19 protein-coding genes are annotated in these 19,219 nt (G+C 68.5%); 14 read left to right on the forward strand and 5 right to left on the reverse strand.

Translation table 11 applies throughout. The features are described 5' to 3' along the window. Window positions 1-43 precede the first annotated feature (43 nt). The 4 genes from ACQW02_RS07570 to ACQW02_RS07585 are packed head-to-tail and all read left to right on the forward strand — an operon-like array spanning window position 44 to window position 5,270. On the forward strand, window positions 44-919 hold the full coding sequence (locus tag ACQW02_RS07570) for a branched-chain amino acid ABC transporter permease (protein WP_431284657.1): 876 nt from the start codon (window positions 44-46) through the stop codon (window positions 917-919). A gap of 6 nt (window positions 920-925) precedes the next feature. Further along, window positions 926-3,433 (forward strand): ATP-binding cassette domain-containing protein, encoded by a 2,508-nt coding sequence (locus tag ACQW02_RS07575; RefSeq protein ID WP_431284658.1) that lies wholly within the window; start codon window positions 926-928, stop codon window positions 3,431-3,433. After that, window positions 3,430-4,335, forward strand: coding sequence for a 3-hydroxyacyl-CoA dehydrogenase (locus ACQW02_RS07580; RefSeq protein ID WP_431284659.1), 906 nt, complete (start codon window positions 3,430-3,432; stop codon window positions 4,333-4,335). The genes ACQW02_RS07575 and ACQW02_RS07580 overlap by 4 nt, the downstream gene beginning before the upstream one ends. A gap of 5 nt (window positions 4,336-4,340) precedes the next feature. Beyond that, window positions 4,341-5,270 (forward strand): 3-keto-5-aminohexanoate cleavage protein, encoded by a 930-nt coding sequence (locus ACQW02_RS07585; protein ID WP_431284660.1) that lies wholly within the window; start codon window positions 4,341-4,343, stop codon window positions 5,268-5,270. 22 nt (window positions 5,271-5,292) lie between these two features. On the opposite strand, the gene ACQW02_RS07590 is transcribed toward ACQW02_RS07585, so the two are convergent. Genes ACQW02_RS07590 through ACQW02_RS07600 form a run of 3 tightly spaced genes read right to left on the reverse strand, consistent with a single transcriptional unit; the run spans window position 5,293 to window position 8,016 of the window. Then, window positions 5,293-6,315, reverse strand: coding sequence for a C-terminal binding protein (locus tag ACQW02_RS07590; protein ID WP_431284661.1), 1,023 nt, complete (start codon window positions 6,313-6,315; stop codon window positions 5,293-5,295). Further along, entirely contained in the window at window positions 6,312-6,998 is a 687-nt protein-coding gene (locus ACQW02_RS07595; RefSeq protein WP_431284662.1) for an RraA family protein, read from the reverse strand. Before ACQW02_RS07595 ends, ACQW02_RS07590 begins: the two co-directional genes overlap by 4 nt. A 13-nt stretch (window positions 6,999-7,011) precedes the next feature. Beyond that, on the reverse strand, window positions 7,012-8,016 hold the full coding sequence (locus ACQW02_RS07600; protein ID WP_431284663.1) for a Bug family tripartite tricarboxylate transporter substrate binding protein: 1,005 nt from the start codon (window positions 8,014-8,016) through the stop codon (window positions 7,012-7,014). Between the two features lie 72 nt (window positions 8,017-8,088). Here ACQW02_RS07600 and ACQW02_RS07605 point away from each other — a divergent pair, with 72 nt between their 5' ends. The 4 genes from ACQW02_RS07605 (at window position 8,089) to ACQW02_RS07620 (ending at window position 11,722) form a co-directional block, all read left to right on the forward strand. Then, window positions 8,089-8,985, forward strand: coding sequence for a LysR substrate-binding domain-containing protein (locus ACQW02_RS07605; protein ID WP_431284664.1), 897 nt, complete (start codon window positions 8,089-8,091; stop codon window positions 8,983-8,985). 78 nt (window positions 8,986-9,063) lie between these two features. Next, the gene (locus tag ACQW02_RS07610) at window positions 9,064-9,732 is read left to right on the forward strand and encodes a glutathione S-transferase family protein (RefSeq protein ID WP_431284665.1); all 669 of its coding nucleotides are present in this window, start codon (window positions 9,064-9,066) and stop codon (window positions 9,730-9,732) included. Further along, window positions 9,732-10,241 carry a VOC family protein gene (locus ACQW02_RS07615; protein WP_431284666.1) on the forward strand — a complete coding sequence of 170 codons (510 nt, stop codon included), beginning with the start codon at window positions 9,732-9,734 and terminating at the stop codon, window positions 10,239-10,241. The genes ACQW02_RS07610 and ACQW02_RS07615 overlap by 1 nt, the downstream gene beginning before the upstream one ends. 128 nt (window positions 10,242-10,369) lie before the next feature. After that, a complete protein-coding gene (locus ACQW02_RS07620; RefSeq protein ID WP_431284667.1) occupies window positions 10,370-11,722 on the forward strand; it encodes an LLM class flavin-dependent oxidoreductase in 1,353 nt (450 codons plus the stop codon). A 249-nt stretch (window positions 11,723-11,971) separates the two neighbouring features. Here ACQW02_RS07620 and ACQW02_RS07625 read toward each other — a convergent pair whose 3' ends face one another. Continuing rightward, on the reverse strand, window positions 11,972-12,994 hold the full coding sequence (locus tag ACQW02_RS07625) for an LLM class flavin-dependent oxidoreductase (RefSeq protein WP_431284668.1): 1,023 nt from the start codon (window positions 12,992-12,994) through the stop codon (window positions 11,972-11,974). Window positions 12,995-13,151: 157 nt separating this feature from the next. Here ACQW02_RS07625 and ACQW02_RS07630 point away from each other — a divergent pair, with 157 nt between their 5' ends. Beyond that, on the forward strand, window positions 13,152-13,622 hold the full coding sequence (locus tag ACQW02_RS07630; protein ID WP_431284669.1) for a nucleoside deaminase: 471 nt from the start codon (window positions 13,152-13,154) through the stop codon (window positions 13,620-13,622). Here ACQW02_RS07630 and ACQW02_RS07635 read toward each other — a convergent pair. After that, entirely contained in the window at window positions 13,619-14,899 is a 1,281-nt protein-coding gene (locus tag ACQW02_RS07635; protein WP_431284670.1) for a DUF445 domain-containing protein, read from the reverse strand. The genes ACQW02_RS07630 and ACQW02_RS07635 overlap by 4 nt on opposite strands. A gap of 169 nt (window positions 14,900-15,068) precedes the next feature. On the opposite strand from ACQW02_RS07635, the gene ACQW02_RS07640 reads away from it, so the two are divergent. From ACQW02_RS07640 to ACQW02_RS07660, 5 genes are all read left to right on the forward strand, one after another. Then, complete coding sequence (locus ACQW02_RS07640) at window positions 15,069-15,788, forward strand: metal ABC transporter ATP-binding protein (protein ID WP_431284671.1); 720 nt, start codon at window positions 15,069-15,071, stop codon at window positions 15,786-15,788. A 2-nt stretch (window positions 15,789-15,790) separates the two neighbouring features. Further along, complete coding sequence (locus ACQW02_RS07645) at window positions 15,791-16,663, forward strand: metal ABC transporter permease (RefSeq protein ID WP_431284672.1); 873 nt, start codon at window positions 15,791-15,793, stop codon at window positions 16,661-16,663. Window positions 16,664-16,721: 58 nt separating this feature from the next. Continuing rightward, the gene (locus tag ACQW02_RS07650) at window positions 16,722-17,951 is read left to right on the forward strand and encodes a class I SAM-dependent methyltransferase (protein WP_431284673.1); all 1,230 of its coding nucleotides are present in this window, start codon (window positions 16,722-16,724) and stop codon (window positions 17,949-17,951) included. Between the two features lie 234 nt (window positions 17,952-18,185). Then, window positions 18,186-18,791, forward strand: coding sequence for a transglycosylase SLT domain-containing protein (locus ACQW02_RS07655; protein WP_431284674.1), 606 nt, complete (start codon window positions 18,186-18,188; stop codon window positions 18,789-18,791). Window positions 18,792-18,942: 151 nt separating this feature from the next. Continuing rightward, window positions 18,943-19,176: a phage baseplate assembly protein V gene (locus ACQW02_RS07660; protein ID WP_431284675.1), complete on the forward strand. Its 234-nt coding sequence runs from the start codon at window positions 18,943-18,945 to the stop codon at window positions 19,174-19,176. The last annotated feature ends 43 nt before the right edge of the window (window positions 19,177-19,219 follow it).

Consider the following 19,219-nt stretch of genomic DNA (forward strand, 5'->3'; position numbering starts at 1 on the left):
GGGCCGCCGCGCGCGGCCCCCTTTGGTACGGGAGGCCCTGGCCGTGCAAATCATCTTCATCCTGGAGCAGGTCCTCAATGGCCTGCTCATCGGCGCTTTCTACCTGCTGATCGCGCTGGGGCTGTCGCTCATCTTCTCGCTCGGCGGGATCGTGAACCTGGCGCACGGCGCCTTCTACGCGATCGGCGCCTACCTCACGGTGACCCTGGCGCCGGAGATCGGCTTTGGCGGTGCCTTTGTCGTGGCGCCGCTCCTGGTCGCCATGCTCGGCCTGCTGATCGAACGCTTCATGTTGCGACGATTCTATCGCGCCGATCCGATCCTGGGGCTGCTGTTGACCTTTGGCCTGGCGATGGTCGCCGAACAGACCCTGCGCATGATCTTCGGGGCGGCGCCCGTGCCCTTCTCGATCCCGCAGGAATTGCGCGGCCAGGTGCTGATCGGGGATTTCATCTATTCGCGCTACCGGCTGCTGATCCTGGCCGTCGCCGCGATCTCGGTCCTGGGGCTGTGGCTGCTGCTGACGCGCAGCGCCTTTGGCCGCGTCGTCCGGGCGGGGGTGCAGAACCCCGACATGGTCGCGGCGCTGGGCATCTCGCTGAAACCCTACATGAGCGCGGTGGTCGCCATCGCCGTCGGGCTCGCCGCCTTGGCTGGCGTGATGACGGCGCCGATCACCGGCGTGCATCCCGCGATGGGCGCCGAAATCCTGACCTTCGCCTTCGTCGTCGTGGTGATCGGCGGGCTCGGCTCCTTCTGGGGTGTCGTCGCCGCGGCCTTCATCGTCGGTGTCGTGCGGGGGCTTGCCGCCTATTTCCTGCCGGCGGCCACCGAGGCCTCGGTCTACCTCCTCATGGTGCTCGTCCTGCTGCTGCGTCCGCGCGGCCTGTTCGGCGAACGCATCCAGAAATTCGAGTAACCGGCCATGCGCGACATCCGATCCCTGGTCATCGCCGCCGCGGCCTTGATCCTTCTGCCCTTCGCACTGGATGCGCTGGGGCTGACCATGAAGACCGCGACCGATGTCGCCATCTTCGCCATCGCCGCCATGGGGCTGAACATCCTGGTCGGCACCACGGGGCTCGTGTCCTTCGGGCATGGCGTGTGGTTCGGGCTGGGCGCCTTCGCCGCCGCCATCCTGCAACGGCAGTATTTCCCGGGCAGCCTGGTGGCACCTGGTGTCGGCGCGTTGCTGATCGTGGGCGTCGGCTCCGCCATCGCGGGCCTCGTCATCCTGCGGCGGCGGGGGGTGTATTTCTCGCTGCTGACCCTGGCGCTGACGGCGATGTTCTACGCCATCGCCTTCCGCTGGACCGAATTGACCGGCGGCGAGAACGGCCTGGGCGGGATCGAGCGCCCGGGGCTGATGGACGATCCGCGCTGGTATTACGCGGCCGTCGCGACGGTGGCCTTCCTGGCCTGCGTCGCCTTGTGGCGCTTCCAATCCTCGCCTGTCGGCACCGTGCTGGTCGCGATCCGCGAGAATGAACAGCGCGCCGGCTTCATCGGCTACAACACCAACCGCTACAAACTGCTGGCCTTCGTGGTCTCGGCCAGCCTGACGGCGCTGGCCGGGGTGCTCAGCGTCTTCAACCACCGTTTTGCCAGTGCCGATCCGATGACCATCGCCTTTTCCGGCGAATTGCTGGCGATGGTGGTGATCGGCGGGATGCGGTCCTTCCTGGGGCCGGCGCTGGGCGCGCTGTTCTACATCCTGTTCCGCGAATTCCTGTCGATCTACACGCCGAACTGGCTGCTGATCTTCGGCCTGTTGTTCGTCGGCTTCATCATGTTCAGCCCAAGCGGGCTGGTCGGCGTCGCCGCGCGGCTGCTCGCACCCTTCCGCCCGAAGCCGCCGGATCTGGATGCGGCCATGGCGGCGCGGCGGGTCGAACCGCCGACCCCCGTGCCGGCGGAATTCATCCGCCCCGGCTCCGGGTCCGGCCCCGTTCTGGCCGCCCTGGGGCTGCAAAAGTCTTTCGGCGGCATCCACGCGGTGAAGGACGTGTCCTTCGCCGTCGCCGACCGCACCCTGCACGCCCTGATCGGGCCGAATGGCGCCGGCAAGACCACGGCCTTCAACCTGCTATCGGGCATGTTCGCGCCCGATCGCGGCAGCGTGACCCTGGATGGGCGCCAGATCGCGGGGCTGGAACCCTTCGCGATCACCCGTGCCGGGTTGGGGCGATCCTTCCAGATCACCAACCTCTTCCCGGGCCTGTCGATCGAGGAGAATATCCGCCTCGCCATCCAGGCCCGGCATGCGTCCCGCTTCGCACCCCTGCGCTCGGCCCATGCCATCGCCGAGATCAACGACGACACCACCCTGCTGGTGCGCTGGATGGGGCTGGCGGGGATCGAGAAGGCGGAGGCGGGCGCGCTCTCCTACGGCGGGCAGCGGCTGGTGGACATGGCGCTGGCGCTCGCCACCCGCCCGCATATCCTGCTGCTGGACGAACCCCTGGCCGGGCTGGCCGCCGCCGAACGCCAGCGCGTCGGCGACCTCATCAAGCGCCTGTCCACCGATATTCCCGTGCTTCTGGTCGAACACGACATCGACCGCGTCTTCCAGATCGCCGATCGCGTCACCGTCATGAATGATGGCGAGGTCCTGGTGGATGGCGGCGTCGAGGATGCCCGCACGGATGAACGCGTGCAGGCCGTCTACCTCGGCAGCGGCGCGCATGCGGTCGCCTCCAAGCCGCGCGCCTCGGCGGCGGAGGAGGAGGTCCTGCTCACCCTCGACCGCGTCAATACCTTCTACGGCAAGAGCCACATCCTGCGCGACGTCTCGCTGACCCTGCGCAAGGGCGAGGTGATGGCCCTGCTCGGCCGCAATGGCGCGGGCAAGTCCACCTTGCTGAAAACCATCATGGGCACCGCCCCACCGGCCTCCGGCCGCGTGGAACTGGGGAACGACAACCTGGCCGGGCTATCCGCCGACCGCGCCTCCCGCCTCGGCGTCGGCTTCGTGCCGCAGGGCCGGGGGCTCTTCGCGGGGATGAGCGTGCAGGAAAACCTCGGCCTCGGGCGGTTGAAGCGCATCACCGGCAATGGGCAGCATTGGGAGGAGGACCGCGTGCTGACCTTCTTCCCGCGGCTGAAAACCCGCTGGAAGGTCGCGGCCGATCACCTGTCGGGCGGCGAACAGCAGATGGTCGCCGTCGCACGCGCGCTGATGGGCGATACCCGCGTGCTGCTGCTGGACGAACCTTTTGAAGGGCTCTCACCAGCGATTTCCGAAGAACTCTTCGAAGCCTTCGACAAGCTGCGGCATGAGGTCGCGATCATCCTGGTGGATCACCACCTGGACCTCGCCCTCGCGCTATCCGATACGACGGTCGCGCTGGAACGCGGCAGCGTGACCTGGAGCGGCGAAAGCCGGATGCTCCGCGACGATCTTGATCTGCGACGGAAGGTATTGTGGCTGTGAAGACTGTAGCGATTGTCGGCAGCGGCCTGATTGGCCGCGCCTGGGCGATGATCTTTGCCCGCGGCGGTTTTGCCGTGCGGCTGTTCGACCCGGCCGAGGGCGTGGCCCAGAACGCCGTCGGGCTTTGCGCCCAGGGGCTGATCGACCTGTCCCAGGCCGGGCTCTGCGACGATCCGGCCGGGGCCGCCGGGCGCATCTCGGCCGCCAGCACGCTGGCCGAAGCCGTCGCCGGCGTCGTGATGGTGCAGGAAAACGGGCCGGAACAGCCGGACATCAAGCGCACGATCTACGCCGACCTCGACCGCCTGACCCCGCCCGACGCGATCCTGGCCTCCTCCAGCAGCGCCATCCGCATCAGCGTTTTCGCAGGCGACCTGCCGGGTCGCGCGCGCTGCCTGATCGGGCATCCGGTGAACCCGCCGCACCTGATCCCGCTGGTGGAATTGTCCGGCGCGCCCTTCACCGCGCCGGACACCATCACCCGCGCCCGCGCGATCTACGAACAGATCGGCCAGGTGCCGATCATCGTGCTGAAGGAAATCGAGGGCTTCATCCTCAACCGCCTGCAAGGCGCGCTCCTGGCCGAAGCCTTCCGCCTGGTCGATGAGGGCTACGTCACGCCGCAGGACCTGGACAAGACGGTGAAGGATGGGCTCGGCCTGCGCTGGGCCTTCATGGGGCCGTTCGAGACCATCGAACTGAACGCGCCCGGCGGCATCCCCGACTACTGCGCGCGCTACACGGGATTCTACAAGCGGCTGGCCGAAGCCCCGCCATCGCCCGCAGTCTACGACACCCCCGCCGTCGCCGAACAATGGGATGCGGCCCCTGACCTCGCCGAGAAAATGCGCTGGCGTGACAAGAAACTCGCCGCCCTGCGTGCCCACAAGCAAAAGGACTGAGTGTCATGGCCAAGCCACGCCGCGTCATCATCACCTGCGCCGTCACCGGCGCCATCCACACCCCCAGCATGTCGCCGCACCTGCCGATCACCGCCAGCGAGATCGCCGATGCCGCCATCGGCGCCGCCGAGGCTGGGGCCGCCATCGTCCATCTGCATGCGCGCAACCCGGTGGACGGCAGCCCGGACCAGTCGCCCGAGGCCTTCGCCCCCTTCCTTGGCGTCATCAAGCAGGCGTCGAACTGCGTCATCAACATCACCACCGGCGGCGCGCCGACGATGACGATCGAGGAACGCGTCCGCCCCGCCGCGACCCACAAGCCCGAGGTCGCCTCGCTGAACCTGGGTTCGATGAATTTCGGGCTGTTCGGGATGCTCAACCGCTTCAAGGAGTTCAAGCACCCCTGGGAGAAGGCCTACCTTGAAAACAAGGACATCATCTTCCGCAACTCGTTCAAGGATATCGAGTACATCCTGACGACCTGCGCCGGGAACAACACGCGGTTCGAATTCGAGTGCTACGACACCTCGCACCTCTACAACCTGAAATACTTCTTCGATCAGGGCCTGGTGAAGGCGCCGCTGTTCATCCAGACCGTGTTCGGCTTGCAAGGCGGCATCGGCGCGCATCCGGATGACGTGCTGCACATGAAGCGCACGGCGGATCGCCTGTTCGGCGACAACTACCAGTGGTCGGTGCTGGGCGCCGGTTCCAACCAGTTGAAGATCGCCGCCATGGCCGCGGCCATGGGCGGAAATGTCCGCGTCGGGTTGGAAGACAGCCTCTGGGCCGGCCCCGGCCGCCTGGCCGCCAGCAACGCCGAACAGGTGCGCCTGGTGCGCCAGATCATCGAAAGCCTGGGGCTGGAAGTCGCGAGCCCGGACGAAGCGCGCGAAATGCTGAGCCTGAAGGGCGGCGACCAGGTCGGCTTCTGACGCGGCGCTGGCCGCGCGGCGTTCAGCGCCGCGCGGCCAATACCCCCATGTTCACGCAGGTCCGCAAGGTGCCGTGGCGCATGTAGGCCATCAGGTATTGCATCGACAGGCGGCGAATGTCGCGGATGCTGGCGGTGCTGTAGAAGGCTGAATGCGGCGTAAGGATCAGTCGCTCGTCCAGCCATTCCTCGCCGGCGGCCCAGGCCGCGATCAGCGGATGCGCGCGGTTCAACGGCTCATCCTCGAACACATCAAGCCCCGCGGCGCCCAGGTGCCCATCCACCAGGGCCGCATGCACCGCGTCCAGCCGCACGATGCCGCCGCGCGCGGTGTTCACCAGCACGGCGCCCGGCGGCAGCAGCGCCAGCGCGCGGGCATCGATCATGCCCGTGGTGGCCTCGTTCAACAGCGCGTGGATGCTGAGCAGGTCGCTGCGCCCCAACAATTCGTCCAGCGTGTCGAACCGCTTCCAGCCGAAGGACAGGTGGTGCCCGACCGGCAGATGCGGGTCGTAGTAACCGACCTCCATGCCAAAGGCTTCGAACCGGCGCGCCGCGGCGGTGCCGATGCGCCCCACGCCGATCAGCCCGACCCGCAAGCCGGTTAGCCGCTTCACCGTCTTGAGCAGCCGCGCATCCCAGGAGTCGTTCGACCGACGCAGGCGGCGGTCATAGGCCTGGATGCCACGCAGCAGCGACAGCGACAGCGCCACGGCGTGGTCGGCGACCTCGGTCGTCCCGTAGTCCGGCGTGTGGATCACCGGAATCCCGCGCGTGCCGGCGGCCGCCAGGTCGACATGGCCATAGCCGACGCCGCCCTGGGCGATGCAGCGGCAGCGCACCAGTTTTTCGATCACATCCGCCGGCAGGCGATGCGCGCTGCGGCAATTCAGCACCGCATCCGCGATGCCGTAATCCGCATCATCCTCCAGCCGCCCGTTGACGGAACGGCGGAAGATCAATTCCACATCCGGGCCGGCGGCCGCGGTTTCCAGGTCGGGCACGGTGTCGAACAGCGGGTCGATCACCAGGATCTTCAAACTCATCGGTGTGCGCCTGCTTCTTGCCAGATTGCGATCAGTGCCTCGGCATCGAAGCCGGGCTGTTTGGTCTGCGCGATCAGCACGCGTTCCTTGTCCAGCAACGCCTCGATCGCGCCGGGCAGGGCGGGCAGGTACGTCTCGGGGATGGTCATCGCGCCGTGCCTGTCGGCGTGGATCAACTCGCCGGGGTTGACGCGCAGGCCCATCACTTCGACCGGCGTATCGATTTCGATGATCTGCGTGACGCCGTTGCCGAGGCAGATGCTGCCCGCGATGATCGGGAAATCGCCCAGCGCATCCAGGTCGCGCACCGCGCCATTGGTGATGACGCCCAGCACGCCCAGGCCGCGATGGATCGCGGCATGCACCTCACCCCAGATCGACCCGAGGCCCGGCTGGCTGCCGCAGTCCTGCATCACCACGATGCCGCCGGCGCCGACGTAGCGGTAATAAGCGTAGCGGATGGCCTCGCGCTCCGCCGCCGTCATCGGCAGTTCGTCGCTCGACACCATTTTCGCCGTCCGCGCATAGCCCACCATCGGTGGCGCCTGCGGGTCGGTGACGATGCTGGGGCCGCGGGTAAACCCCTCGATCCCCCGGCCGCGCAGAGTCGCCAGCGCGTTCCAGACCGTCGGCGTGTCGTATCGGCGGAGGAAGGCCAGCAGCCCCCCCGTGTCGTCCCGCATGATGAAAGGCCTTCTATTGCAGGGTGATGCGCGCCGTCGAAACAACGCGCCGCCAGCGCGCCTCATCCTCGACCAGCACCTGGCCGAAGGCGGCGGGGCCGGTCGCGACGACCTCGGCCCCCAGCGGTTCCAGCCTGGCGCGCATGTCCGGCGTGGCCAGCACGGCCCGCAGCGCGTCGTCCAGGCGGCGGATGGTCGGAGCCGGTGTGCCGGCGCGGGCGACCATGCCGACCCAGACGGGGATTTCCATGCCCTGGATGCCGAGTTCCGCCATCGTCGGCACCTGCGGCAGGTCCGGGATGCGCTGCGGCGTCGCCGCCGCCAGCGCACGCATCTCACCACGATCGAGATAGGCTTTTACGGATGCCACCGTCGTCATCGTCATCCCGACGCGCCCGGCGATCAGATCCGCCGTCGCCGGGGCCGTGCCGCGATAGGGGACGTGCAGCAACTCCGTCCCGGTCACCTGCGCCAGCAATTCCATCGCCAGGTGCGTCACCGACCCGGCGCCCGAGGAGGAATAGGTCACACCCCCCGGCGTCGCCCGCGCGACGGCCAGGATCTCCCGCAACCCCGGCTGCGGCAGGCCGGGACCGGCGACGACGATATACGGCAGGTTCACCACATGCGTGACCGGCACCAGGTCGCGCATCGGGTTGAAGCTGAGGTTCGTCGCCAGCACCGCCGCGATCGTCACCTGCCCGCCCGAGGCCAGCAGCAGCGTATTGCCATCGGCCGGCGACTGCACGACGTGCTCGGCCGCGATCAGCCCCGCCGCACCGGCCCGGTTGTCCACCACCACGGTTTGGCCCAGCCGTTCGGACAGCGGCTGCGCCAGCAGGCGGGCGATGATGTCGATCGACCCGCCGGGCGCGAAGGGCACCACCAGGCGCAAGGGCTGGTTCTGAGTCTGGGCCTTTGCCGGCACCGCCGCACAAAACGCCAGGCCGGCCGCGAGCAGCAGCGATCGCATCGGGTTCCGCATCACGGCGCCTTTTCCATTGCAGGTCGCCATCATGTCGCACGCCTGTCATCATCAAATCCAATACCGTGTTTTCCGTGCTTCATCCGCAAATGCTATGATGAAAACATGATCACCTTCCGCATGATCGAAGCCTTCCGCGCCGTCGTCCTCACCGGCGGCATCACCCGTGCGGCGGGGTTGCTGAACGTGTCGCAGCCTTCCGTCAGCCGGCTGATCGCGGACCTTGAGGCCCGCCTCGCACTCCGCCTGTTCGAACGGCGCGGCACCCGGCTGACCACGACACAAGCCGCGCTGGAACTGCTTGGGGAGGTGGAGCATGCCTTCACCGGCCTCGACCGCATCCAGCACGCGGCCTCGCTCATCCGCTCGCGCCAGCGCGGGGCGCTGACCGTGGCGGCGATCTCGGCCCTGGGGTTTTCCATCCTGCCACGCGCGCTGAGCGAATTCCGCGCCCTGCCGGGTGCCCCGCCGGTGCGGCTGCATATCGTGCCGTCCCAGGCCGCGCTGGCCATGCTGGCCAGCCGGCAATGCGACCTTGCCTTCACCGGCATCCCGGCCTCGGCGGAGGTGGGGCGGAACCTCGCGGAATTCGACCACGTCGGCCGCGTGATCCTGCCCGCCGGCCATCCCCTGGCGCGCGGCGCCGGGGCCCTCGGGCCGCGCGACCTGGCAGGACACCCGATGATCGGGCTGGTCGCCGGCTCGCTGCCCCGCATCGCCACCGACCGCGCCTTTGCCGAGGCGGGGGTCGACCAGCACCTGGTGCTGGAAACGATGCAGACCGTCTCGGCCGCGCAACTCGTCCAGGCCGGGCTGGGTGCCGCCATCGTCGATCCGATGACGGCGGCGGTGCATGTCGCCGGCGGTGGCGCCAGCCGCGCCTTCCGGCCCGATATCCCGTTCTCCTTCGGCGCCTGCTGCTGGCGCGTGCCCGCCGATGCCGTCTGGGCGGAACGGCTGGTGGAGATCGTGGCCGGGCACATCGCCGCCACGCTCGGCTGACGCCAGCGGCCCAAAAATTCCGGTTGCGACCGGCGGGGCAGCGGCGCGATGGTCCCCCAAAAAAGGAGGAGACACCCGATGAAACTCTACTATTTCGACGGCTCCACCACCTGCCGCCCCATCGTGACCCTGGCCGCCGAGGCCGGCGTGCCGCTCGACCTGCAACCGGTCAACCTTCTCACCGGTGAGCATATGGCGCCCGACTACACCGCCAGGAACCCGAACCAACTGGTGCCGCTGCTGGAGGATGGCGATTTCCGCCTGACCGAAGGCTCCGCCATCCTGAAATACATCGCGGAGATCGCCGGCTCCCCGGCCTATCCCGCCGATCCGCGGGCGCGTGCCAAGGTCAACGCGCAGATGGATTGGTTCAATACCGGTTTCTACCGGGAATGGGGCTATGGCGTCGTCTATCCGAAGGTCATGGACTACACCGCCTTCCCCGATGCCAACGTCCAGCAGGCCGTGACGGACCGCTGCATCACGAATGCCGCCCGGCTGCTCGGCATCCTCAACGACCACATGCTGACCGACGCCGCGCCCTATCTTGGCGGCATGGAACCCAACCTGGCCGACTTCCTGGGCGTCTCCTACGTCACGATCGGGGAAATGGTGGGCTTCGACTTCTCCCGCTATCCCCGCGTCCAGCGCTGGATCGCCGCGATGAAGGCGCGCCCGTCCTGGCCCCAGGCCCATGCGGGCTTCGAGGCCTGGCGCGATTCCATCCTGGCGCAGAGGGCCGCGTGATGCGCGCCGATATCCCCGTCCGCGCGTTCCACCACGTCGCCTATCGCTGCCGGGATTCGGAGGAGACGCGCCGCTTCTACGAAGACTTCATCGGCCTGGAGCTGGCCGAGGCCTTCCTGATCGAAAAGACCAAGACCGGCCGTGAAGCAAGCGTGCTGCACACCTTCTACCGGCTGGCGGATGGCTCCTTCCTCGCCTTCTTCGAGGTGCCGAACAGCCCCTTCGACTTCAAGGAACAGCACGACTTCGACCTGCATGTCGCGATGGAAGTCGCCGCGGACCAGTTGGAGCCGATGCTGGCCAAGGGCCGTGCCGCGGGAATCGAAACCCGCGGCCCGTCCGACCACGGGGTCATGCGATCCATCTACTTCCGCGACCCCAACGGCTATGTCGTCGAACTGGCCGCCAAGACGGCGGGGCACGACACGGCGATGGATCCGGCGCGGAACGCGGCGCGCGCCAGGCTCGACGGTTGGCAGAAGCGCAAGCCCGGGCTGCACGCGGCCTGATGGCGTGATTGACCAGAGGCCGCGAATGCGCCGTTCTTGCCGCGCGTTGCACAGGCAGCGCGCGGCGGAACGAAGGTGGGCGCGATGCTTGAAGACCAATTCGGCCAAGTGCGGGGGCACGCCTGATCATGGCGCGGCGACCCTTCATGAAGCTCGGCATGTCGATGCGCGGGCTCGGCTACCACCCCGCCGCCTGGCGGCACCCGAACGTGCCGGCCGACGGCACGTTGCGTTTCGAACACTACGTCCGCAACGCCCAGGCGGCGGAACGCGGCAAGTTCGACATGATCTTCTTCGCCGACGGCATCGGGTTGCGCGAACGCGATGAACCGCGCGGCTCGCTCGCCAGGTCCGGCTACGAATTGGTGGAGATGGAGCCGCTGACCCTGCTGCCGGCGCTGGCGGTGCTGACCAAGCACATCGGCCTCGTGACCACGGCCTCCACCACCTACAACGAGCCCTATCACATCGCCCGCAAATTCGCGACCTTGGACCTGATCAGCGGCGGCCGCGCCGGCTGGAACATCGTCACCTCCTGGTCGGAAGCCGAGGCGAAGAACTTCAACCGCGAACAGCACCTGGACTACGACACGCGCTACGAACGCGCCGCCGAATTCGTCGAGGTGGTCAAGGGCCTGTGGGATAGTTGGGAACCTGACTCGCTCCTCTACGACAAGGACGGCGGGCTGTTCTACGACGAAAGCCGGATGCATCTGCTGAACCACAAGGGCAAGCATTTCTCGGTCCGCGGGCCGCTCAACGTCGCCAGCATGCCGCAAGGACGGCCCGTGCTGTTCCAGGCCGGCGCCTCCGAACCGGGGCGGGAGATCGCCGCGCAGACCGCCGATGTCGTCTATGCCGCGCAGGAATCCATGGCCTCGTCCAAGGCCTATTATGACGACGTCAAATCCCGCATGGCGAAATACGGCCGCGACTGGGACGATCTGAAAATCATGCCCGGCGTCCGCACCGTCGTCGGCCGCACCCGCGCCGAGGCACAGGCCAAGTTCGACGCACTGCAAGACCTGACCGACCCCCTCGTCGGCCTGGCACGAGTCTTCGCCGCCCTCGGCGACCTCAGCGGCTTCGACATCGACGGGCCCGTGCCCGAACCCCAACGCGAAGCCGAAGTCCGCAGCAGCACCGAACGCATAATGCACCGCGCGCGTTCACAGAACCTGACCATCCGGCAACTCTACAAGCAGGTCACCGGCGGCGGCCTCTACATGATCGGCACGGCCAGCGACATCGTCGACAGCATGCAGGACTGGTACGAATCCAACGCCTGCGACGGCTTCAACGTGCTGCCGACACACCTGCCGGAAGCCTGCGAAGACTTCGTCGAGATGATCACCCCCGAACTGCAACGCCGCGGCCTGTTCCGCACCGAATACGAAGGCACCACCCTGCGGGAAAACCTGGGACTGAAACCACACGTGAACCGCTACGCCGCGGCACGGGCGGGTGTGGCTGCGGCATAGTATTGGGGGGGGCGCCTTGAAAGGGGCTTTGCCCCTCTCAAACTCTCCCCACCAAGGGGCCGTGGCCCCTTGGAACCCACGGGATTTGGCAAAATAATGGGAGGGGAATCGTGCGCCCTTGATCAAGGGAGCGCCCGTGATGCCCCTCCCATTATTTTGCCAATACATCGCGCCGGTCCAGGGGCGGCGGCCCCTGGTGGGGGAGGTGTGGAGGGGGCGAAGCCCTCTCCACGGCGCAACTCCCCAATACTACGCCGCCGCGCGCGCCTCGGCACGGCCCGCGGCCTCGGCCAGCAGGGTCACCGACCGTGCTCGCCCGGCCGTATCGGGGCAGGGGGTCAGCACCGCGACTTCCTCGGCGCCAATCTCCTCGGCCAGCGCCCCCAGCCGGGCGAACAGCGCCTCCGGCGTGCCGACCAGCGCGCGGGGGCGGCGGCGCAGGATGGCGGCCTCTTCGTCTGGTGTGGGGGTCCAGGCGGCGGCCTCGTCCATGTTCATCAGCGGCAGGTAGATCCCGCGATCGCGCGACAGGCGCCAGGCTTCGCGGGGGCGCCAGAGCCGCCAGGCCTCGGCCTCGGTCTCGGCGCATAGCCCCGCGACGGCGACGGCGGCATAGGGCTGTTCCAATACCCCTGGCCGGAAGGTCTGCCGATACAGTGCCAGCGCCTCGGCAGCACCCTGCCCATCGGTGATGAAATGGGCGAAGCAGTAGGGCAGGCCGAAATGCGCCGCGACCTGGGCGCCGTAGTCGCTGCTCCCCAGGATCCAGATCTGCGGGCGGGTCGGGACCTCGGGCTGGGCGCGGATGGCGGCGAAGGGGTGGGTCGCGGGCAGCCCGTCGCCGGTCCAGCCGATCAACTCCATCACCTGCTGGGGGAATTTATCGGCGGCCCGGGCGGCGTCGGGGTTCAGCGCAAAGGCGGTGCGTCCGTCGCTGCCCGGCGCACGCCCCAGGCCAAGGTCGATCCGCCCCGGGGCCAGTGCCTCCAGTACGCGGAACTGCTCGGCCACCTTCAGGCTGGCGTAATGCGGCAGCATGATCCCGGCCGATCCGATGCGGATGCGGCTGGTGGTCGCGGCGATGGCGGCGATCAGGATTTCCGGTGAGGTGCCGGCCTGGGCCGCGGAATTATGATGCTCGGCCAGCCAATAGCGCGCGTAGCCCAGCCGGTCGGCGGCCTGCGCCAGGGCCAGTGTCTCGCGGATCGAGGCACCGGGGTCGCGCCCGGAGACGATCGGGGATTGGTCGAGGATCGAGAGGGCAAAGGTCATGACGGCACTGTAGGCCTTTGCCGCCAGCCGACGAGATCGGCATAAAATCCTTGTCTGTTGGAAAGGGCCGCCCGTATAACCCCTTATCCAAGGGGATCAATTTGTCCGAAAGCCACATCACGTGCTTAAGCCGCTGGCAGTGAAGGGAAAAAATGCCTTGATCGACGACACCACCGCCATGCGCCGCGCCATCGCCCTGTCCTGCGCCTCGGTCGCCGCCTGCGGCGGGCCTTTCGGCGCCGTGGTGGTCAAGGATGGCGTGATGGTGGGGGAGGGCCAGAACCGCGTCGTCCCCGATTCCGACCCGACCGCCCATGCCGAAATCGTGGCCCTGCGCGCCGCCTGCGCCGCCCTCGGCACGCACGACCTGACGGGGGCGGTGCTCTACACGAGTTGCGAACCCTGCCCGATGTGCCTGTCCGCCGCCTGGTGGGCGCGGGTCGCGGCCGTGGTCTATGGCAATGACCGGCACGACGCGGCGGAAATCGGCTTCGACGACGCGGCGATCTATGCCGAGGTCGCGGCCCCCCTGGCAGCCCGCCGCCTGCCGATCCGCCGCCTGCTGGCGGATGAAGCGGCCGAGGGGTTCAGGCTGTGGGAAGAAAAATCCGACCGCGTGGCCTATTAATTCGCCACATGGCCAAAGATCGCGGTCAGCACCGCGAACAGCACGCCCCCGGCCAGGAAGCCGACCAGCGTGCCGTTCACCCGCACATATTGCAGGTCGCGGCCCACGCGCAGTTCGATCTTGTCGGTCACGGTCGCGGTGTCCCAGCCCTCGACCACGCCGCCGATGAAATCCGCCAGCCGTGCCTGGGCGGAGGGCAGCAGGGTCACCAGCACCGCCTCGATCGCCAGGTTCAGCCGCTCCCGCGCCGCCTCGTCATCGCCCAGCAATTGCCCGGCATTGGCCATCAGCCCGGTCAGCAGGGTCACCGTCCGCCCATCGGCCCGGGCCGCATCGGCCGCCATCGCGACGCGCAGCCGGTCCCAGACATCCAGCAGCCAGGCGGCGACCGACGGATGCGCCAGCGCATCGCGCATCACCCGGCCGATGGCCTCGGCGCGGGCGGGGTCGTTTTCCAGCCGGTCGATCTCATGCCCGACCCATTCGGCGAAGGAGGCACGCAGCGCGCTGTCATCCGGCTCGATCTTGTCGAGTTCGGCATTCAGCGACGACAGGATGCGCCGGGCGACGGTGGCGCCGGCGATCCAGCCGACCAGGGCGCCGCCCTCGGCGCGCACGCGGGCGGCGATGGCCTCGCGCAGCGCGTCCTCACGCGATGCCAGCACCGCCTTGAGTTGCCCCACCGCCAGGCCAAAGACTTCCTGGTGCCGGCCGCCGGACACCAGCGCCCGCAGCACGCGGGCGACCAGGCGGGCGGCGGCGGGGCCGGTCACGATACGCGGCAGCAGCCGCACGATCAGGCGCCGTGCGCGCCCATCGTCGATGCTGGCCAGGATCCGCGGCATCATGCCCGACAGCGCCAGCGCGGTCTGCCGCGCGGTCACCGGGTCGGCCAGGAAGCGTTGCACGATCGCCGCCGGGTCCAGCCGCAGCAGGATGCGCCGCACCTCGGCCTCGACAAACACATGGTTGGCGACGAAGCGCCCGAGCCCCTGGCCCAGCCGCGCCTTCTGGTTCGGGATGATGGCGGTATGCGGGATGGGCAGGCCGAGCGGGTGGCGGAACAGGGCGGTGACGGCGAACCAATCGGCCAGCCCCCCCACCAGCCCGGCCTTGGCCGAGGCCTGCAACAGGCTGGCCCAATACCCGGGCGGCAGCGCATAGGCCCCCAGCATCAGCGCCCCCATCGCGACCAGAAGCCCGGTGGCGAAGCGGCGATGGCGGCGCAGCGCGAGGCGAAGGTGAAGGTCGGGGTCGATCGTGGGGCTGCCCTGCATGGGGCGGGAGACTAACGGGGCACTGGGTGCTTGCCCACCTCGGGTAGAATGTTATCTTGTATCGCATGACCGATCCCCTGGCCCTTTCCGCATCCGCCGGCGCCCGCCTGTCCTGGGCGGCGGTGCTGATCGTGGCGTTGGGGTTGCTGGTCGCCTGGGCGATGATGGCATGATCCGGCTGCATGACCTGGTCGTCGCCCATGGCCGGCGGCCGGCGGTGCATCACCTGACCGGCGCTTTCGAAGAAGGCTCGCTGACCGCGGTCGTCGGGCCGAACGGGGCCGGCAAGTCCACCTTGCTGCGCGCCATCGCCGGGCTGCATGCGCCGTCCCACGGGCGGGTTTCGACCGGCGGCGCCGTGGCGCTGCTGCCGCAGGCGGCGGCCATCGACCGGGCCTTTCCGATCGACTGCCTGGACGTGGTGCTCTTTGGCCTCTGGGCCGAGAGCGGGCCGTTCCGCGCCATCGGGCCGGAGGGCAAGGCGCGCGCGGTGCGGGCGCTCTCCGCCGTTGGGCTGAATGATTTCGCCCGCCGCCCGATCGGCAGCCTGTCGGCCGGGCAGTTGCAGCGGGTGCTTTTTGCCCGGCTGCTGTTGCAGGACGCGCCGGTGATCCTGCTGGACGAACCCTTCAACGCCGTCGATGCCAATACCGCCGCCGTGCTGCTGCGCCAGATCCGCGCCTGGCACGGCGAAGGGCGGACCATCGTCGCCGTGCTGCACGACATGGATCTGGTGCGGGAGGTCTTCCCGCAGACCCTTTTGCTGGCGCGCGAACCCATCGCCTGGGGCCCGACGGCCGATGTGCTGACCGCCGCCAACCGCCTCGCCGCCCGCGCCATGGCCGAGGGCTGGGACGATACGGCCGAGGCCTGCCGCCAGGCCGCGTAAAAATGAGTTTCGAGCTTCTGGCCGGCCCCTTCGCCGAGTTCGGTTTCCTGCGCCGCGCCCTGGTCGGCTGCATCGCGCTCGCCCTGTCGGCGCCGCCGCTGGGCGTGTTCCTGGTGCTGCGGCGCATGTCGCTGACCGCCGATGTGCTGGCCCATGGCATGCTGCCCGGGGTCGCCATCGGGTTTTTGGTGGCCGGGCTGTCGGTGACCGCCATGTCGCTCGGCGGGCTGATCGCGGGGCTGGCCGTGGTGGTCGGCGCCGGGGCCTTGTCCCGCGCGACCGGCGGGCGAGAGGACTCGGCCCTGGCCGGGCTGTATCTGATCTCCCTGGCCCTCGGCGTCGCCATCGTCTCGACCGCGGGCGGCGCTGTGGACCTGTCGCGGCTGCTGTTCGGCAGCGTGCTGGGGGTGGATGACGCGGCCCTGTGGCTGATGGCGGGGACGGCGGCGTTTACCCTGGCCTGGCTGTCCTTCGCCTGGCGGCCGCTGGTGCTGGAATGCTTCGACCCTGGCCATGCGGCGGCGGTGAAGGCGCGGGGCGGGGCCTGGCACCTGATGTTCCTGGGGCTGGTGACGCTGAATGTCATCGCCGCGGCCCAGGCGATGGGCACCCTGATGTCGGTCGGGCTGATGATGCTGCCGGCGGCGGCGGCGCGATTCCTGGCTCGCAGCATCGGTGGCATGGTCTATGCCGCGGTCGGCATCGCCCTGGCATCGGGCCTGGGGGGGCTGTTGCTGTCCTTCCACGCCGACCTGCCCTCCGGGGCCGCGATCGTGCTTTGCGCGGGGTTTGCCTGGGTGTTGGCGGCGCTGTTCGGGCCGGTCGATGGCATCATCACTCGGCGGATCGCACAGGCGCGGCACCTGGCGGGGTAGGTTTTTGCCGCGCGCGGGGGCATAGGGCGGGGGTTCCCGTGCCAGGACCCGTCCGACCATGATGCTGCTGTCCAACCTGCTGCGCCGCTTCGTCCGCCGGGGGCGCCTGATCGTCCTCGACCACACCGGCGCCAGCCATTCCTTCGGCAGCGGGCAGGACGGTCCCGAAGTCACCATCCGCCTGATCGACAAGGCGGTCGAGCGGGAGATCTTCGCCAACCCCGAACTCAAGACCGCCGAGGCCTATATGGACGGCCGGCTGGTGATGGAGGGCGGTGCGCCGGTCTTCGACCTGCTCTACCTGTTCTCGATCAACCGTTCGGGGCTGGCGGCGCATCCGGTGCAGCAGGCGCTGCGGCGGGTGTGGCGGGGGTTGCGGCGGTTCCAGCAGCGCAATCCGCTGGGCCTCGCGGCCAAGAACATCCGCCACCACTACGACATCCCGCCCGATTTCTACCGGCTCTGGCTGGATGAAACGATGACCTATTCCTGCGCCTACTACACCTCGCCGGATGTCAGCCTGCACCAGGCGCAGATCGACAAGCTGCGGCACATCGGCGCCAAGCTGCGGCTGGAACCGGGGATGCATATCGCCGAGATCGGGTCGGGCTGGGGCGCGCTCGGCACCTTCCTGGCGCGGACCTATGGGGTGACGGTGACATCGGTCACGCTGTCGCCGGAACAATGCGCCGTGGCCAAGCAGCGCGCGATCGACGAGGGCGTGGCCGATCGGGTCACCTTCCTCGAAAAGGATTACCGCCACTTGGAGGGCACCTACGACCGGGTGGTGTCCATCGCGATGATGGAGGCGATCGGGATCGACGAGTTCGATACCTATTTCCGCAGCATCAAGCGGCTGACCAAGCCCGGCGGCTTCGCCCTGGTGCATTGCATCGGGCGGATGTCGCCACCCGGCACCACCGCGCCGTTCATTCGAAAATACATCTTTCCGGGCGGATACGTGCCCGCGCTGTCGGAGGTCTTTGCCTCGCTGGAACGGACCGGCACGTGGTGCGACGACTGCGAAAGCCTGCGGCTGCACTACTACTGGACCATCAAGCACTGGCGCGAAGCCTATGACGCGCGGCGGCCGGAGGCGGTGGCGATGATGGGCGACCGCTTCTGCCGGATGTGGGATTTTTACCTGGCGTCCGTGGAACTCGGCTTCCTGCACGGGTCCAATTTCGTGTTCCAACTGCTGCTGTCGGACAAGCGCGACGATGTGCCCGTGATCCGCGATTATATTGTCGATGAGGAACGGAGGTTGGCTGCGATCAACGCGCGGTAACGCACTGAATGCGGCGGAACTGAGGCGGAAACAGTAAATTTGAACACGCGCGGGGCAGGGGCGTGCGTGCCAAAAAGGTTGCGTTCGAATGGGAACCCCTGCTACCGAAAGATCATGATTACCGCGCCCCGCCCGCTGGTGCTCCCGCACCGGCGACGTCACGCGGCGATCCCGTCCCCGCTTGCCCCGGTTCGCCGGGGTTCCCGCCTGCGGGGGGCGCATCGGCCACGGTCGGTGTTCGGGCTCGTCCTCCTTGCGTTCTTCGCCGGCGCCGCACCCGCGGTCGCGCAGGATCGAACGAACACGCCCCTCTCGCCGCGGGCCGCATGCCTGCAGGCCGCACGTGCCGCTGAACGTATCCATGGCCTGCCCGATGGGCTTCTCGTGGCCGTCGCCCTGGCTGAATCCGGGCTCCATGCCTATGCGCTGAACATCGGCGGGCGTTCCCATTACGCGAACACGGCCGAGGAGGCGCGGCGCCTCTATAACAGCGCGCCCGCCCGCGCCAGCATCATGGCCGGCTGCGTGCAGGTGAACGCACGGGTCCATGCGCCGCGGTCCGACTGGCCGCTTGAACCTTACCGCGCGACGGATTGGGGCGGCGCCTTGCTGCGCGCCCAGTACAACAGCACCGGCGACTGGGCCGAGGCGATCCGCCGCTGGAACGGTGGCAGCCGCGGCACCGCGCAGCGCCTGGTCTGCCGCGTGCGGGCCAAGATGCAGGTGTCCAACCCGGGGTCGGAGGTCGTCAGCGGCGCCGGTTGCGGCGGCGCGGAAACCGCCCGGGTGGCCCGCAGCGGCACCGCCCTGCTGGAAATCGCCGAGGCCGAGGGGCGCTGACCCCGCCGGCGCGGCGTTGCCGCGCCTGTGATGACGGAACGGCGTCTCGGTTGTTGCAACCGGACAAGGCATCCGCTGTGCTGGCCTGGCCACGCGGCTGGGGGTGGATCCGGTCCACCGAACCAATGCCCCGTGACTGGGGAGACCTTCGATGGCCAGGTATTACGGCGTTTATCGCGCGCGGATTGTTGGCACGTCCGATCCGACGGCGGCGGGCAGGGTGCAGGTGATGATCCCGGCCATTGCCGGCGCGGCTTCCGTCTGGGCGCCGGTCTGCGCGCCCTTTGGCGCCGTCACCGGGTCACCCCGCATCGGCGCCGGGGTCTGGGTCATGTTCGAGAGCGGCGATGCGACCAGCCCTGTCGTGCTGGGCACATCGCCTTGACTCCTAGACCATTGTTTTGTCGTATTTTCCGGGTCGTCAGGTG

The sequence above is a fragment of the Humitalea sp. 24SJ18S-53 genome (genome assembly GCF_050632385.1).
Taxonomy (GTDB): Bacteria; Pseudomonadota; Alphaproteobacteria; order Acetobacterales; family Acetobacteraceae; genus Humitalea.